The sequence below is a fragment of the Aurantimonas sp. genome, assembly GCF_964217435.1.
Classification (GTDB): Bacteria; Pseudomonadota; Alphaproteobacteria; order Rhizobiales; family Rhizobiaceae; genus Aurantimonas; species Aurantimonas coralicida.
Genome location: NZ_CAXPJM010000010.1, coordinates 116155 through 131824, shown reverse-complemented (window position 1 = coordinate 131824; position 15670 = coordinate 116155). Strand labels below are relative to the sequence as shown.

Annotated in this window: 13 protein-coding genes; 9 read left to right on the top strand and 4 right to left on the bottom strand. The window is 68.1% G+C overall.

Annotated features, from left to right (window positions below):
• The first annotated feature begins 24 nt into the window (after positions 1-24).
• From ACEQX1_RS05495 to ACEQX1_RS05470, 6 genes are all read left to right on the top strand, one after another.
• Positions 25-1080: a COG4223 family protein gene (locus tag ACEQX1_RS05495; protein ID WP_370196589.1), complete on the top strand. Its 1056-nt coding sequence runs from the start codon at positions 25-27 to the stop codon at positions 1078-1080.
• Positions 1081-1089: 9 nt separating this feature from the next.
• Entirely contained in the window at positions 1090-2715 is a 1626-nt protein-coding gene (locus ACEQX1_RS05490) for a heme biosynthesis protein HemY (protein WP_370193421.1), read from the top strand.
• Positions 2716-2753: 38 nt separating this feature from the next.
• A complete protein-coding gene (locus ACEQX1_RS05485) occupies positions 2754-3221 on the top strand; it encodes a TerB family tellurite resistance protein (RefSeq protein ID WP_370193420.1) in 468 nt (155 codons plus the stop codon).
• Positions 3222-3225: 4 nt separating this feature from the next.
• Entirely contained in the window at positions 3226-4014 is a 789-nt protein-coding gene (locus ACEQX1_RS05480) for a glutamine amidotransferase (protein WP_155898552.1), read from the top strand.
• A 185-nt stretch (positions 4015-4199) separates the two neighbouring features.
• The gene (locus ACEQX1_RS05475) at positions 4200-5399 is read left to right on the top strand and encodes a hypothetical protein (protein WP_370193418.1); all 1200 of its coding nucleotides are present in this window, start codon (positions 4200-4202) and stop codon (positions 5397-5399) included.
• A complete protein-coding gene (locus ACEQX1_RS05470; RefSeq protein ID WP_370193417.1) occupies positions 5396-5983 on the top strand; it encodes a protein-S-isoprenylcysteine O-methyltransferase in 588 nt (195 codons plus the stop codon). Before ACEQX1_RS05475 ends, ACEQX1_RS05470 begins: the two co-directional genes overlap by 4 nt.
• 51 nt (positions 5984-6034) lie before the next feature.
• Here ACEQX1_RS05470 and ACEQX1_RS05465 read toward each other — a convergent pair whose 3' ends face one another.
• Together ACEQX1_RS05465 and ACEQX1_RS05460 are read right to left on the bottom strand one after the other, a co-directional pair.
• Complete coding sequence (locus tag ACEQX1_RS05465) at positions 6035-7267, bottom strand: multidrug effflux MFS transporter (protein ID WP_370193424.1); 1233 nt, start codon at positions 7265-7267, stop codon at positions 6035-6037.
• A gap of 153 nt (positions 7268-7420) precedes the next feature.
• Complete coding sequence (locus ACEQX1_RS05460; RefSeq protein WP_230788167.1) at positions 7421-7840, bottom strand: MarR family winged helix-turn-helix transcriptional regulator; 420 nt, start codon at positions 7838-7840, stop codon at positions 7421-7423.
• 291 nt (positions 7841-8131) lie between these two features.
• Between ACEQX1_RS05460 and ACEQX1_RS05455 the strand changes: the two genes are divergently transcribed.
• Together ACEQX1_RS05455 and ACEQX1_RS05450 are read left to right on the top strand one after the other, a co-directional pair.
• Entirely contained in the window at positions 8132-10189 is a 2058-nt protein-coding gene (locus ACEQX1_RS05455) for a M3 family metallopeptidase (protein WP_370193416.1), read from the top strand.
• A 146-nt stretch (positions 10190-10335) separates the two neighbouring features.
• The gene (locus tag ACEQX1_RS05450; RefSeq protein WP_370193415.1) at positions 10336-11919 is read left to right on the top strand and encodes an alkaline phosphatase; all 1584 of its coding nucleotides are present in this window, start codon (positions 10336-10338) and stop codon (positions 11917-11919) included.
• Positions 11920-12009: 90 nt separating this feature from the next.
• On the opposite strand, the gene ACEQX1_RS05445 is transcribed toward ACEQX1_RS05450, so the two are convergent.
• A complete protein-coding gene (locus ACEQX1_RS05445) occupies positions 12010-12219 on the bottom strand; it encodes a hypothetical protein (RefSeq protein WP_228240751.1) in 210 nt (69 codons plus the stop codon).
• Positions 12220-12530: 311 nt separating this feature from the next.
• Here ACEQX1_RS05445 and typA point away from each other — a divergent pair, with 311 nt between their 5' ends.
• Entirely contained in the window at positions 12531-14357 is a 1827-nt protein-coding gene (typA, locus tag ACEQX1_RS05440; RefSeq protein ID WP_228240750.1) for a translational GTPase TypA, read from the top strand.
• A 94-nt stretch (positions 14358-14451) separates the two neighbouring features.
• Here the strand turns inward: typA and ACEQX1_RS05435 are convergent, their stop codons facing one another.
• The gene (locus ACEQX1_RS05435; RefSeq protein WP_370196588.1) at positions 14452-15663 is read right to left on the bottom strand and encodes an aminotransferase class V-fold PLP-dependent enzyme; all 1212 of its coding nucleotides are present in this window, start codon (positions 15661-15663) and stop codon (positions 14452-14454) included.
• Positions 15664-15670 lie beyond the last annotated feature (7 nt).

The following is a 15670-nucleotide window of genomic DNA, read 5'->3' as shown; positions in this document are numbered from 1 at the left end:
CTCGTCGGCGCGATCGTCGCCCTGGTGGGCGGCGCCGCGCTGCAGTCTGCCGGCTATCTGCCGAATTTTGGCGCAAGCGAGCAGACCACGGGCGAAAGCTACGCCAGCGAAAGCGCGCTGCAGGATCTGGACGGCGAAGTGGCGGCCCTGCGCGAGCAGTTCGCGGCGCTGCCGGCGACGCCGGCCGGCGATGGTGCGGACACGCAGGCCCTGACAGGCCGCGTCGATGCGCTGGAACAGGCCGCAGCCGCACCGGCGGACGACAGCGCTGCACAGGCGGCGGAAGCCGCCCGCACGGCCGCCGAGGGTGCGACTCAGACCGCGACGGCGGCCCAGCAGACCGCGGAGCAGGCGGGCCAGACCGCCAGCGCCGCGCAGGAGGCGGCGAATGCGGCCCAGTCGAGCGCCGATGCCGCTGCCAAGGCGGCCAGCGACGCGCAGGCGGCGGCGGCCAGCGCGCAGGAGGGCATCGCCGCCATCAACGAGACGATTTCCGGCTTCGACAGCCGGATCGCCACCGTCGAAGCGCGCAACCTGCAGGCCTCCAAGGCCTTCGCCGCGGCCAATCTGAAGGCCGCGATCGATGCGGGCGGGCCGTTCATGCAGCAGCTCGAGAACTACGCGCAGATCGCCGGCGGCGAGGGTGCGACCGAGGAGTTGCGGGCCCTTGCGGCGGACGGCGTTCCGACCGAGCGCGAGCTGGCGACGCGCTGGCCCGAGGTCGAGGACCGCATTGCCAGCCAGCTGACGCCGGTTGCGCCGGATGCGCCGGTGGGCGACCAGCTCCTGTCGGGCCTGCGCTCGCTGGTGCAGGTGCGACCGGTCGAGCCGTCGGCCTCGGCAGAGCCGGGCGAAGGCGGACCGAACGAAAGCCTGGCACGGCTCGACGCGGCCATCGGCGCGGGCGATCTGTCCGCCTGGACCGCCGAATGGCAGACGCTTCCCGACGCGGCCAAGGCGGCCAGCCAGGACTTCGCCGACCAGGTCGAAGCCCGGCAGACCGCCGACCGGGTCATCGCCGACGCGCTTGCGTCGGCCACGGCGCCGGCCCAGCCGGCTGCCCAGGACAACCAGGGCTAAGGAACAGACATGCTGCGAATCCTCGCCTTCCTTCTCGTCGTTCTGGCCGCCGGCATCGGTTTTGCCTGGCTGGCCGACAATCCGGGAAGCGTCACCTTCGTCTGGCAGGGCCAGCAGGTCGCCACCAGCCTGATGGTCTTCCTCATCGGCCTCGGTGTCCTGATCTTCGCCGTGCTGCTCGTCGTCTGGCTGGTGCGGGCCTTCTTCAAGACGCCCGGCGCCATCGGCAACTGGTGGAGCACGAGCCGGCGCGACCGCGGCTACAAGGCCCTGTCGAGCGGCATCATCGCCGCCGGCGCCGGCGACGCCGTGCTCGCCCGCCGCATGACCAAGCGCAGCGACAAGCTGCTCGGCACGCGCCGCGAGCCGCTGATCCGCTTCCTCGACGCCCAGACGGCGATGATCGAGGGTGATCACGCCCGGGCCCGCTCGGCCTTCGAACAGATGGAGCGTGATCCGGAGACCCGGCTTCTCGCCCTGCGCGGCCTCTTCCTCGAAGCCGAGCGCGTCGGCGACGAATCCGCCGCGCGCCATTATGCCGAGCGCGCCGTGCGGATTGCTCCGCATGTGCCCTGGGCCGGCGGCGCCGTCTTGGAATCGAAATGCCTTGCCGGCGACTGGGACGGCGCGCTCGCCATCCTGGAAGCCCAGAAGAACACCCGACTGGTGGATCGCGACGAATCCAAGCGGATGCGCGCCGTGCTTCTGACCGCCAAGGCGATGACGCTGTCGGAGCGCGATCCGGCCGGGGCAAAGACCGCCGGGCTGGAAGCGCAGAAGCTCGCGCCCGACCTGCCGCCTGCGGCCCTGGTCGCCGCCGAGGCGCTGTTCCGTCTTGGCGATCTGCGTCGCGGCTCGAAGGTGCTGGAGACCAGCTGGATCAGCCAGCCGCATCCCGACATCGCCGAGGCCTATGTGCATGCCCGGCCGGGCGATTCGCCCGAGGACCGGCTGAAGCGGGCCCGCAAGCTGCACGGCCTGCACAGCGGCGCGGAAGCCGAGATGTGCCTGGCGCGGGCGGCGCTCGAAGCCGGCGAGTTCGATCTGGCCCGCAAATCCGCAATGGCTGCGGCCGATGCGGAGCCGCGCGAGAGCACCTATCTGCTGCTCGCCGATATCGAGGAAGCGCAGACCGGCGAAGTCGGCCGGGTGCGCGAGTGGCTCGGGCGCGCCATCCGCGCGCCGCGCGATCCGGCCTGGACGGCCGACGGCGTCGTGTCGCGCAACTGGGCGCCGATCTCGCCGGTCACCGGACGTCTCGACGCCTTCGAATGGAAGGTGCCGGTCGAGCGGATCGGCGATGGCGACGGCCCGATGATCGACGCGCATGATGGCGAGGCCGATCACGGTCCTGCAAAGACGATCGGTGCCGAGGCAAAGACGCCCGGGCCGGCGACACCGGCGACCGTGCCTGCCGCAACGCCTGCGCCGGCCAAGCCGGCTGCGTCCGAACCGGCAAAGCCGGCTACGCCTCCCGCGGCGAATGGCGGCGGAACTGGCGGAGCGGCGACCCAGCCGGCAGCCACGGATGCGACGAAGCCGGCGGAACCGCGCAAGCCCGAAGCAGTTGACCCGCCGAAGGAAACCAAACCCGCGCCGACCAGCGAAGAGCGCAAGGAAGCGCGGTTCGGCTGACGGCTCTCAAGGCCGACGGCCGCTCACGGCGAGGAACGATGTTCGAAGCATTCCGCGATTTCCTGCGCAATATCGGGGCCGGGCCGGCGGAAAGCCGCAAGGACCCGGAAGACGATCTGCGCGTGGCGACGGCCGCGCTCCTGTTCCACATCGTCCGCGCGGACGGCGTCGTGACCGATGACGAGCGAATCCGCCTGCACGAGGTCCTGCGCGAGGAATTCGCGCTGGCGCCCGACGAGGTCGACAGGATCGTCGCGGCGGGTGACGAGGCCGACACGGAGGCGGTGGATCTGTATAACTTCACCTCGGTCCTGAAGAACCGGCTGGGGGAGGCCGAGAGGATCCGCTTCGTCGAGCTGCTCTGGGAAGTAACCTATACCGACGGCTCGGTTCACGAGCTGGAAGACAATCTGATCTGGCGGGTCTCCGACCTGCTCGGCGTTTCCACGCGGGACCGGATGTTGATGAAGCGGGAGGCAGCGACGAGAAGCGGGGTCGCCGACTGATTTCATGGCCTATTACGACAACAGCATCAGTGACGGCGCCGATACGGTCGCGCAGGCCATCGCCCGGCATGCCTATACGCTGGAAACCGACGATCCCCGTCCGATCCTCGTCGTCCTGCACCAGGAAAGCTCGACGCCCGGGCGCGTCGGCCAGGTCTTCGACGCCCATGGCGTGCGCATGGACATCCGCCGGCCGGTGATGGGCGATGCCCTGCCGGAGACGCTGGACGATCATCGCGGGGCGGTGGTCTTCGGCGGCCCGCCCAGCGCCAACGACACCGACGCCCATCTCGTACGCGAGATCGAATGGATGAAGGTGCCGCTGGCCGAAGAGCGCCCGTTTCTCGGCATCTGCCTCGGCGCGCAGATGCTCGCCAAGCATCTCGGGGCCGGTGTCGGCAGCCATCGCGACGGGCTGGCCGAGGTCGGTTTCTATCCGCTGAAGGCGACGCCGCAGGGCCGGGCGCTGCTGCCGCACTGGCCGGAGATGGTCTATCAATGGCACCGCGAAGGCTTCGACCTGCCGTCGGGCGCGACGCTTCTGGCCGAGGGCGACTGGTATCCGAACCAGGCGTTCAGCTACGGCCCGAATGCCTATGGCGTGCAGTTCCATGCCGAGCTGACCCTGGCGATGATGCATCGCTGGACGACCCGCGGCCATGCGCGGCTGACGCTGCCCGGCGCCCAGGGACGCCGCCAGCATTTCGACGGGCGGGCGATCTACGACGCGCCGGTCCGGCGCTGGCTGGAGGAATTCCTTGCCCGCATCTTCGGGGCGCATCCGAAGGGCTGATCCCGTCGCGGCGCGCGGGGACCGGCGGCCGGTCGCTCGGCGCGGACGCCCGGCCGTCCTGCTTGCATCTTTGCAAATGCTGCGACGTAGCGTAGCGATCGGCTGAAGGGCGCGGGCATCGCGTGGAAGGCTGCACGCCAGGCCGGACATTCGGTCCGCCCAATCGTGCGGCCGCTGGAGATGGCATGATCGAGAAGCGGCTGGTGTTCGTGTTTCCGGGCTTCGAACCGATGCCGATCACCGCGCATATGGACCGCTTCGCGCGCGCCGCGGCCCGGACGGCTCCGCTCTGGGACACGCGGCTGGCCATCGAGCCGACCGATCGCCGCGCCGAGACCGAGGCGGCGACCCATCGCGGCGTGTTGCGGGCCGAACTGACCGGCCATGGCTGGCGCACCCACACCGATCTCGTCTTCTGCGACTGGAGCGACCTCATTCTGGCCTATGCCGGGCGCTCGTCGCTCCGGCGGCTTATCAGCGGGCTGGCCGGTCTCTGCGACTTCCTCGTCACCGGGACGGTGTTCCGCTATGCCCGGGTGAGCTGGCGCTATCTGTTCTTCTATCTGTTTCCGCTCGCCGTTCTGGCCGGAACGCTGTTCGGCGGCTGGATCATCGGTGGCCTCGTGGCAGCGCTTGCCCCGCTGCCGGGTCCTGCGGGCCTCCTGGTCGCCGTTCTGGCCGGGCTCGCGACGGCCTGGGCGCTCTTGCTCTACGCCAACCGCCGCCTGCACGTCCTGACGGCGATGGACGACTGGGCGATGGCCCGCGATTTCTGCCGCGAGCGCAATCCGGCCATCACGCGCCGGATCGACGCCCATGCCGAGGCCATGCGCCATGCCGTGGCCGGGACGGAGGCGGACGAGATCGTGATCGCCGCACACAGTCTCGGCGCGAGCCTGGCCGTCCTGGCGCTGGATCGGGCGCTTGCGGCGGGGCTCCGCCGCGACCGCCCGCTGCAGGTGCTGACCGTCGGCTCCAGCCTGATGAAGACCGCGCTGCATCCGGCGGCCGGTGCCCAGCGCCAAGCGGTGCGCGAGATCGTGGTGACCCACGCGGTGCCCTGGATCGACGTGCAGGGCCTGTCCGACCCGATCAATTTCTACAGATCCGACCCGGCCCGGTCGCTGGGCATCAGGGAGGGCGAAGCGCCCACGGTGATGCGGATCCGATTCAAGCGGCTGGTGACGACGGCCACCTACCGCCGCATCAAGCGCGATTTCTTTCGCCTGCACCGGCAATTCGTCCTCGCGGTCGAGCGGCGCAGCGCCTATTCCTTCCACATGCTTCTGCTCGGACCCCGCCCGCTGGTCGATTACGGCCGCCTCGAAACCGTCGACCTGCCGCCGCTGTCTCCACCGACGACGGGCGAAGGAGCGCGGCCGTGACGCCGGCGCTCGTCGGATCGGTCGCCTGGGCGCTGATGGTCGCGGGCTGGTACGTGATCCGCTACCCGTTCGAGCGGCGGGCCAAGCGCACCCGTGTCGAGCGCAGCCGCCGCGGTCCGGCGGAAACGCTGCGGATGGCGATCTCGCTGACGGGCCTCGGCATCCTGCCGGGCGTGTTCGTCGCCACCGGCTGGCCGGAATCCGCCACCTATGATCAGGCCTGGTGGCAGATCGGACTTGGGCTCTGTGCCATGGCCGGCGCGCTCGTCCTGTTCCGCAAGACCCACAAGGCGCTGGGCAAGATGTGGTCGGTCTCGCTCGACATTCGCGAGAAGCACAGGCTGGTGACGTCGGGCATCTACCGGCGGGTGCGGCACCCGATGTATTCGGCCTTCTGGACCATGGCGCTGGCGCAGGCGCTGCTGGTGCCCAACTGGATCACCGGGCCGGCGGGCCTGATCGGCTTCGGCATCCTCTTCGCGGCCCGGGTCGCGCCGGAGGAACGGATGATGGAAGAGGCCTTCGGCGACGAATATCGCGCCTACCGGGCGCGCACCGCACGGATCATCCCCGGCATCTTCTGACCCGGCTTTGATGACCCAAGGAGCACGGGACGAACCGCCCGGTCAGCCCGGTCAGCCGCGACCGTCGTAGCTGAGTTCCGGCGCCGGCACTTCGGGCGCGGGCTCCGGCTCGGCCAGATGCGGACGCGTCCGATAGACCGCATAGGAGCCGATGGCGATCACTCCGAGTGCGGGGATGACGATCTGCGTGGCCAGCACCGGCTCGCCGATCGCCGCGCAGATGGCGCCGCCGACGAGGCCGGCTCCCATCTGGATGAAGCCCATCATCGCCGAGGCGGCGCCCGCCATGTGCGGGAATGGCGCCAGCGACGCGGTGGTCATGGCCGGCATGACGAAGGCGATGCCGAAGGCGTAGAGGCCCACCGGCACCATGATCGACAGATAGGTCACCGGCAGGACCGCGATCGACAGGGCGATCGACAGAGCGCCGGCGCCGATGAAGCCGAGGCCGACCGGCACGAGGCGATAGGCGCTGGTGCGGGTCATCAGGTAGCGCATCGCCAGCGAGCCGGAGAAGAACATGCCCGACTGGCCGAGCATGCCGATGCCGTATTCGGTCGGCGTCAGCCCGGCGCGCTCGATCAGCACGAAGGGCAGGACCGTGGCGAGGGTGTAGAGCGCGCCGACCGAGCCCGCGACGGTGAGGCTGGTCGCCATGAAGTGGCGGTTGGTGATCAGCCGCCGGTAGGAGTGCAGGATCGCCTTCGGCTGGATGCGGCTGGGATCGGGCACAACGGTCTCGCGCATGGCGCCGAGGGTGACGCCGATGACGATCAGGCCGAAGAACATCATCACGACGAAGATCGCGTACCAGCCGGCGAGCTCCAGCGTCAGGCCGCCGATGGTCGGGGAGACGGCGGGACCGAGCGCCAGGATGATGCCGATGGTGTTCATGATCCGCGAGGAGGTCTCGCCCTCGAACTGGTCGCGGACGATGGCGCGGGCGGTGGCGACGCCCACCGACGCGCCGACACCCTGCAGGATGCGGGCGGCAATCAGCATCTCGACACTCGCGGCGGCCATGGCGAGGATCGCGCCGGCCAGGTACAGCACCATGAAGCCGAGCGTGGTGACGCGCCGTCCAAAGGCGTCGGACATCGGCCCGCAGACGAGCTGGGTCAGCGCGAAGCCGGCGAAATAGACCGCCAGCGACAGCTTGATCATCGATTCCGTGGTGTCGAACTCTGCGACCAGCGTCGGCATGGCCGGCGTGTAGAGCGCCATGGAAATCGGGCCGATCGCCACGAGGCAACCGCCGATGAGGCTCGTCCGGCGCTCCGACATGATGGGCGCGCGGGCAGTTTGTGCGGTCAAGGCGGCGGTCCGTGGTGAGTGGCTGTCCGGAAAGGGACGGCAACGCCGCGCGATGCACGCCGTTCCGTCCCGATCACCGCCATCTAGGGTCGACGCGCCGCCCTTGCCAGACGTAAGGGAGCCTTAGGCTGCGCCCTGTACCCGCATCTCCGCCACATCGGCGAGGGGCTCCGGCGCGTCGCGGTCGTCGCCGTCGCTCAGCGGCACGTTGGTCAGGTTCGCCCGCATCTTGCGCATGATGACGTCGACGGTCTTGCGCTCGTCCTCGGACAGGCCACTGACGGTGCGCTCGTAGACCGCGAGGGCGACGGGCCGGGCTTCCTCGAACACCCGCTCGGCGGAGCTGGTCGGCGCGATGACCTTGGCGCGGCGGTCGTTGGGATCGACCGAGCGGCTGATCAGGCCGCGCGCTTCGAGCCGGTCGAGATAGGCCGACAGGGTCATCGGTTCGACGCCCATCCGCTCGGCCAGAACCGCCTGACGCGAGCCGCTGTAGCGGCCGACATAGGCAAGCGCCCTGATCTCGCCCGGCGTCAGTTCCATTCCCGCGTCGATGACCGCTTTCTCGAAAGCCTGCCGATACAGCCGCCCGAGGTCCACGATAACAAAGCCAAGGGCGTTGCCCGGTAGAAGTTGCGACATTGGTTGCGGCCCTTGTTTCACGTTTTCCGGTGAGCCGTCCCGGCTCTGAATGACATTACTCGCTCAATGCCGGGGTGAAGGATTTCACCCTGTCGGCGCGACCAGAATAGCACGATGGTCTTTCATCTGAACCCTGTCCGCATCATCTACACGTGGAACACGCGCATGGCAGAGGCGGATAAAGGCAGACAGATGAACGATTTGCACCACGCAGTCCCGCTCGACGATAACCATCCTGACGCATTAGCCAGCGAAGTACCTGACTTCGATCAATTTCGTCCCGAAGATTTTCCGGACGCTTTTCGCGCCGCCATGAGCGAGCATCTGTCTGAAATCACGGCGATCGCCGAGAACCCTGCCCCTGCAGATTTCGACAATACGATCGCCGCCCTGGAGCGCGCCGGGCGGAAGCTGGAGGAGGTGGCGCGGATCTTCTTCACCCTCGCCGGTGCCCATACGAACCCGGCATTGCAGGGGGTCGAGCGCGACGTTTCGCCGCTCCTCTCGCGTCATTCGTCGCAAATCACTCTCAATGCTGCGCTTTTCGCCCGTATCGATGCGGTCCATGCCGATCGCGATGCAGCGGCGACTTTGACGCCGGAAGACCGGCGGCTTCTCGGCCGGATCCATGCGGGCTTCGTGCGCAGCGGCGCACGGCTCGAAGGGGCCGATCGCGAGCGGCTGGCCGAGATCGACGCCGAACTGTCCTCGCTCGGCACCCGCTTCTCCCAGAACATTCTGGCCGACGAACACAATTGGGTGATGAGCCTCGAAAAAGACGATCTGGCGGGTCTTCCGGACGATCTGATCTCGACCATGGCCGGTGTTGCCGCCGATCGCGGGCTCGAGAACTACGCCGTCACCCTGTCGCGCTCGGTGGTCGTGCCGTTCCTCTCCTACTCGACGCGGCGCGACCTGCGCGAAAAAGCCTTCCGCGCCTGGACGAGCCGCGGCGAGAACGAGGGCGCGTCGGACAACCGGCAGATCATGGCCGACATTCTCCGGCTGCGGGCCGAGAAGGCCCGGCTGCTCGGCTTCGACAGCTTCGCGGCCTACAAGCTGGACGACACCATGGCCAAGACGCCGGTCGCGGTGCGCACGCTGCTCGAAGAGGTCTGGGAGCATGCCAAGACGCGGGCGGCCGACGATGCGGCGGCGCTGCGCCAGCTGGCCGGCGAGCGCGGCGACAATCATCCGCTGGAGCCCTGGGACTGGCGCTATTACGCCGAGCAGCGGCGGCAGCGGGAGTTCGCCATCGACGAGAGCGAGCTGAAGCCGTATTTCGAGCTCGACCGGATGATCACGGCCGCCTTCGACGTGGCCGGCCGGCTCTTCGGCCTCTCCTTCACGCCCTTGCCCGAGGCGAAGGCCTGGCATCCGGATGTGCGGGTCTGGGCGGTCGCCGACCGCGACGGCCGGCCGCGCGGGCTCTTCCTCGGCGATTATTTCGCTCGGCAGTCGAAGCGGTCCGGCGCCTGGATGAGCGCGCTCCGCAGCCAGCACAAGCTCGATGGCGGGCAGCTGCCGATCATCTACAATGTCTGCAATTTCGCCAGGCCGAGCGCCGGTCAGCCGGCGCTGCTGTCGCTCGACGACGCGCGCACGCTGTTCCACGAATTCGGCCATGCCCTGCACGGGCTCCTGTCCGACGTGACCTGGCCGTTGCTGTCCGGCACGTCGGTGGCCCGCGATTTCGTCGAGCTGCCCTCGCAGCTCTATGAGCACTGGCTCACCGTCCCCTCGGTGCTCGCGGATCATGCGCGGCACGTGCGGACCGGCGAGCCGCTGCCGAAGCCCCTGCTCGACAAGATGCTGGCCGCCAAGAGCTTCGACGCGGGCTTCGACACCGTCGAATACACCGCCTCGGCACTGATCGATCTCGGCCTGCACGAATTGCGTGAGGTGCCGGCCCAGCCGCTGGCCGCCGAGCGGGCCATGCTGGAAGAACTGGGCATGCCGCGCGAGATCGTCATGCGGCACCGCTCGCCGCACTTCGCCCATATCTTCTCGGGCGATGGCTATTCGGCCGGCTACTATTCCTACATGTGGTCGGAGGTGCTCGACGCCGACGCCTTCGAGGCGTTCGAGGAGACCGGCGATCCGTTCGATCCCGAGACGGCGGGGCGGCTTCTGGAGCATGTCTATTCGGCCGGCAATTCGCAGGACGCTGCGGACCTCTACACCGCCTTCCGGGGCCGCATGCCGACCTCCGGGGCGCTGTTGCGCAAGCGCGGCTTCGTGACCGGCTGAGGCCAAGGCCGTTCCTTGCTGCGGCCGGCCCGGAATTTCGCTGGCGCCGCCGCAGTTTGGAACGACTCGAAAGTTTCGCAGGGCTGCAATCGCCCTGCCACGCAAGCTGGCGATGGTGCGGGCCTCTTTCCGCTGGAGGTTCCCCGATGTCTGCGAAACGCTTTCCCCTGTCCCGCCGCCGCTTCCTCGCCTCGTCGGGGGCGGCGGCGCTCGTCGCCGGTTCCGGTCTTCCCATGCCGGCAGTCAGCCGCGCGGCCAGCCGCCCGGCCTTTACCCACGGCGTCCAGACCGGCGACGTGGACGCCACCTCCGGCATGGTGTGGACGCGGGCCGACCGGCCGTCGCGCATCGATTTCGAATGGGCGACGACCGAGAGCTTCGCCGACGCCCGCAAGCTGCACAGCCTGACGACGCTGCCGGAATCCGACTTCACCGCCAAGCGGCTGATCGCCGGCCTGCCGTCCGACCAGGAGATCTTCTGGCGTGCCGTCGCCACCGATCTCGGCGACGTCAACGGCGTCTCCGAGCCGATCGTCGGCCGCTTCCGCACGGCGCCGGCGTCGCGCCGCTCGATCCGCTTCGCCTGGTCCGGCGACACGGTCGGGCAGGGCTGGGGCATCGACGAGAGCCGCGGCGGCATGAAGGCCTATGCCACCATGGCAAAGCACGAGCCCGACTTCTTTCTGCATTCGGGCGACACGATCTACGCCGACGGCCCGCTGAAGGAGAGCGTGGAACTTCCCGACGGCAGCGTCTGGAAGAACCTCCTCATCCCGGAGAAGGAGAAGGTCGCCGAGACGCTGGACGAGTATCGCGGCCAGTGGAAATACAATCTCATGGACAAGAACGTCCAGGCGATGAATGCGCGCGTCCCGACCTTCTTCCAGTGGGACGACCACGAGGTCATAAACAACTGGTCCTCGGCCAAGGACCTGACCGCCGACGACCGCTATGCGGTCAAGGACATCGCCCTTCTGGCCGCCCGTAGCGCCCGCGCCTTCCACGAGATGACGCCCATCGGCTACGTCGCCGAGGAGCCCGGCCGGGTCTATCGCAAGATCGCCTATGGCCCGCTGCTCGACGTGTTCTTCCTCGACCTGCGCTCCTATCGCGGCGGCAACACCGAGGGCCTGGAAACTGACGCCTCCGAGGCGACGCAGATGATGGGCGCCGAGCAGATCGCCTGGCTGAAGCGGGAACTCGCCAACTCCGACGCCACCTGGAAGGTGATCGCCTCCGACATGCCGATCGGCCTCGTCGTCTGGGACAATGTCGGCGACAGGAAGCTCGTCGAGGCGGTGTCCAACAACGATGGCGGCGCGCCGAAGGGCCGCGAGATGGAATTTGCCGACCTCTTGCGCTTCATCAAGTCGGCCGGCATCGCGAACACGGTCTGGCTTACCGCCGACGTCCACTACACGGCGGCCCATCATTACAGCCCGGATCGCGCCGCCTTCCAGGATTTCGAGCCGTTCTGGGAGTTCGTGTCCGGCCCGATCCATGCCGGTACCTTCGGCCCCAACGATCTCGACAAGACCTTCGGGCCGGAGGTGCGGTTCGTGAAGGCGCCGACCGAGGAGCAGGGCGCCAACCTGCCGCCGTCCATGGGCCTGCAGTTCTTCGGCCTCGTCGAGATCGACGGCGACAGCGAACAGATGACGGTCCGGCTGATGGACGCCGACGACACGGAGCTCTGGACGACGACGCTCGACCCCGTCCTGCGCGGGTGACGCAGCGGCGGAACAGACAGGCCGGCCGGCTGAGCCAGGCGCTTCAGCCGGTCGCCCGGTTCCTGGTCGTCGTCCGGCGCGGGTGACGGATCAGCTGTCCTTGATGGTCCGGTCCGGCCAGCGGCCCGCCGCGGCCGGCCCGACGAAGCGGCCGGTGATCGCGCTGCGATGCGCGCCATGGGTGGAGCCGCCGCCCCTGGTCTCGCTGATCGTCGTGTGGGGGTGTGTCTCGGCGTAACTCTTGGTCACGTATTGGCCGGACCCGGCGTTCCGAAAGGTTTTTCCGCTGTCAGTCGTCATGGTGTCATCCTTCCGCAGGACTGCGAATCGAACTCCAGCGGGCAAATGGTTCGTCCTTTGTTCCGTTGTGTCAAGTCCGGTTGCGGCATGTATCGCGCCGGGTTGTTGTGTCCGGGGCGCAGAATGACTATGTGGGTTGCTCGTTCGGTCGCGTTCGCCCCGTCTTCCGTGAAGAGGACGGGCGGGTCGCGCCGCATAAACACGCCTCCACCTTTCGCACCCGCACAAATTGCTGTATGGGAGCGTGGAATTCGCGCCGGGTGGACCATTGATGGTCCCGCCGCGGCCTTAACTCGTTTCCGGTGACACTTATGAAGCTCCGCAACATCGCGATCATCGCGCATGTCGATCATGGCAAAACCACACTCGTCGACAAGCTCCTGGCGCAGTCGGGATCGTTCCGCGAGAACCAGCGCACCGAAGACCGCGCGATGGACTCCAACGATCTGGAGAAGGAGCGGGGCATCACCATCCTGGCCAAGGCGACTTCGGTCGAGTGGAAGGATACCCGCATCAACATCGTCGACACCCCGGGCCATGCCGATTTCGGCGGCGAGGTGGAGCGTATCCTGAACATGGTGGACGGCGCCGTGATCCTGGTCGACGCATCGGAAGGCCCAATGCCGCAGACCAAGTTCGTGCTCGGCAAGGCGCTGAAGGTCGGCCTGAAGCCGATCGTGGCGATCAACAAGATCGACCGCGCCGACGAGCGCCATCAGGAAGTCCTCAACGAGATCTTCGACCTGTTCGTCTCGCTCGACGCGACCGAAGAGCAACTCGACTTCCCGATCCTCTACGGTTCGGGCCGCGGCGGCTGGATGGCCGAGGAGCCGGAGGGCCCGCAGGACCAGGGCCTGACCCCGCTGTTCGACCTGATCCTGAAGCATGTCCCGGAGCCGGACACGGCCGGCAAGGACGAGCCGTTCAAGATGATCGGCACCATCCTCGAAGCCAACCCGTTCCTCGGGCGCTTGATCACCGGCCGCATCCAGTCCGGCTCGATCAAGCCGAACCAGGCGGTCAAGGTGCTGCATGGCGACGGCAAGCTGCTGGAAAGCGGCCGCATCTCCAAGATCCTCGCCTTCCGCGGCCTTGAGCGCGTGCCGCTCGACTTCGCCGAGGCCGGTGACATCGTCGCCATTGCGGGCCTGTCCAAGGGCACCGTGGCCGACACCTTCTGCGACCCGCAGGTCAACGAGCCGCTGCACGCCCAGCCGATCGATCCGCCGACGGTGACGATGTCCTTCATCGTCAACGATTCGCCGCTCGCCGGCACCGAGGGCGACAAGGTGACCAGCCGCGTCATCCGCGACCGCCTGTTGAAGGAAGCCGAGGGCAACGTCGCGCTGAAGATCGAGGAAGCCGCCGACAAGGATTCCTTCTACGTCTCCGGCCGCGGCGAGCTGCAGCTGGCCGTGCTGATCGAGACCATGCGCCGCGAAGGCTTCGAGATCGGCATCTCGCGTCCGCGCGTGGTCATGAAGGAAGACGAGAACGGCCAGACGCTCGAGCCGATCGAAGAGGTCGTCATCGACGTCGACGAGGAGCATTCCGGCGTCGTCGTGCAGAAGATGTCCGAGCGCAAGGCCGAGATGATCGAGCTGCGCCCGTCGGGCGGCGATCGCCAGCGCCTCGTGTTCCATGCCCCGACCCGCGGCCTCATCGGCTACCAGTCGGAGCTCCTGACCGACACGCGCGGCACGGCGATCATGAACCGGCTGTTCCACAGCTACGCCCCGTTCAAGGGTGAGCTGCCGGGCCGCAACACCGGCGTCCTGATCTCCAACGACACCGGCGAGAGCGTGGCCTTCGCCATGTTCAACCTGGAAGACCGCGGCCCGATGGTCATCGACGCCGGCGTCAAGGTCTATGCCGGCATGATCATCGGCATCCACACCCGCGAGAACGATCTGGAAGTGAACGTTCTGAAGGGCAAGAAGCTGACCAATATGCGCGCATCGGGCAAGGACGAGGCGATCAAGCTGACGCCGCCGATCCGCATGACGCTCGACCGGGCCCTGTCGTGGATCCAGGACGACGAGCTCGTCGAGGTGACGCCGAAGACGATCCGTCTGCGCAAGATCTATCTCGACTCCAACGAGCGCAAGCGCTTCGACAAGAGCCGCAAGGCGGCCTGATCCGCCGCTCGGCATTCGCCGGACACATGAAGGGCCGCGCATTCCATCCGGGATGCGCGGCCCTTTTCGTTTGCGGGGCGGGTGGCGGAAATCTCTATTCCGCGGCGTGCTGCATGAGGGTGCTGCCCTCGGCGGCGGCGTCCCGGTACCAGTCTTGCGCGGCGGCGACGCCCGAGCCCGGCTCGATCCGCGCCCCGGCATCGGCCAGCGCCATTTCCGCCACGCTCAGCGCCGTCAGGCACATCGCCGGGTTGAGATCGCCGAGATGGCCGATGCGGAAGACCTTGCCGGAGAGCTGCGCCAGCCCGCCGCCGAGCGAGGTGTCGTAGCGCTCATAGGCGGTGCGGATCACCGCATTGGCGTCGACGCCCTCGGGGACGCGGATCGCCGAGACCGTGTCGGAATGCCATTGCGGCGCCACGGCCTGCAGCTTCAGGCCCCAAGCGGCGACGCCCCGCCGCACACCCTCCGCCAGCCGGTGATGGCGGGCGAAGACGTTGTCGAGCCCTTCCTCGAACAGCATGTCCAGCGCCACCCGCAGCCCGTGGAAGAACTGCGTCGGCGGGGTGTAGGGAAAGAAGCCGTTGTCGTTGTGGGTGATCATGTCGGCGAAGGCGAAATAGGTGCGCTCCATCTTCGGCCGGTTGTCGCGGGCCGCCGCCAGCGCCTTTTCGGAGACGGCCAGGAAGGACAGGCCGGCCGGCAGCATGAAGCCCTTCTGCGAACCGGCGACGGCGAGGTCGACGCCCCATTCGTCCTGCCGGAAGTCGATCGAGGCGATGGACGAGACGCCGTCGACGAAGATCAATGCCGGGTGCTGGTGGGCATCGAGCAGCCGCCGGACGCCGGCGACATCGGAGGTGACGCCGGTCGCGGTCTCGTTATGGGTGACGAAGACGGCGCGGATCGCATGGGCCCGGTCCGCCGCAATCGCGCGTTCATAGGCATCGAGCGGCACGCCGGCGCCCCATTCCACGTCGATGGCCTCGACGTCGAGGCCGAGCCTCTGGGCCATGTCGACCCACAGATGCGAGAACTGGCCGAAGCGCGACATCAGCACCCTGTCGCCGCGCGCCAGGGTGTTCTGGATGGCCGCTTCCCAGGCGCCGGTGCCGGAGGAGGGATACATGAAGACGCGTCCCTCGCGCATCTTGAAGACGCGCTTCAGATCCTCGAAGAGGGGCAGCGACAGGGCCGGGAAGTCGGGCGCCCGCTGGTCTTCCATCGGCACGTTCATGGCCCGCCGGACGCGCTCCGGGACATTGGTGGGGCCGGGAATGTAGAGATGCCGGATACCGTGCTTCATGCGATCC

What these genes read in the sequence shown, in the direction of transcription:
- ACEQX1_RS05465 (WP_370193424.1), bottom strand. Translation starts at nt 7,267, where the DNA reads ATGTCGGAGCGCCGGACGAGCCTCATCGGCGGTTGCCTCGTGGCGATC.
- ACEQX1_RS05480 (WP_155898552.1), top strand. Translation starts at nt 3,226, where the DNA reads ATGGCCTATTACGACAACAGCATCAGTGACGGCGCCGATACGGTCGCG.
- ACEQX1_RS05475 (WP_370193418.1), top strand. Translation starts at nt 4,200, where the DNA reads ATGATCGAGAAGCGGCTGGTGTTCGTGTTTCCGGGCTTCGAACCGATG.
- ACEQX1_RS05490 (WP_370193421.1), top strand. Translation starts at nt 1,090, where the DNA reads ATGCTGCGAATCCTCGCCTTCCTTCTCGTCGTTCTGGCCGCCGGCATC.
- ACEQX1_RS05460 (WP_230788167.1), bottom strand. Translation starts at nt 7,840, where the DNA reads ATGGAACTGACGCCGGGCGAGATCAGGGCGCTTGCCTATGTCGGCCGC.
- ACEQX1_RS05450 (WP_370193415.1), top strand. Translation starts at nt 10,336, where the DNA reads ATGTCTGCGAAACGCTTTCCCCTGTCCCGCCGCCGCTTCCTCGCCTCG.
- ACEQX1_RS05435 (WP_370196588.1), bottom strand. Translation starts at nt 15,663, where the DNA reads ATGAAGCACGGTATCCGGCATCTCTACATTCCCGGCCCCACCAATGTC.
- ACEQX1_RS05485 (WP_370193420.1), top strand. Translation starts at nt 2,754, where the DNA reads ATGTTCGAAGCATTCCGCGATTTCCTGCGCAATATCGGGGCCGGGCCG.
- ACEQX1_RS05445 (WP_228240751.1), bottom strand. Translation starts at nt 12,219, where the DNA reads ATGACGACTGACAGCGGAAAAACCTTTCGGAACGCCGGGTCCGGCCAA.
- ACEQX1_RS05455 (WP_370193416.1), top strand. Translation starts at nt 8,132, where the DNA reads ATGAACGATTTGCACCACGCAGTCCCGCTCGACGATAACCATCCTGAC.
- typA (WP_228240750.1), top strand. Translation starts at nt 12,531, where the DNA reads ATGAAGCTCCGCAACATCGCGATCATCGCGCATGTCGATCATGGCAAA.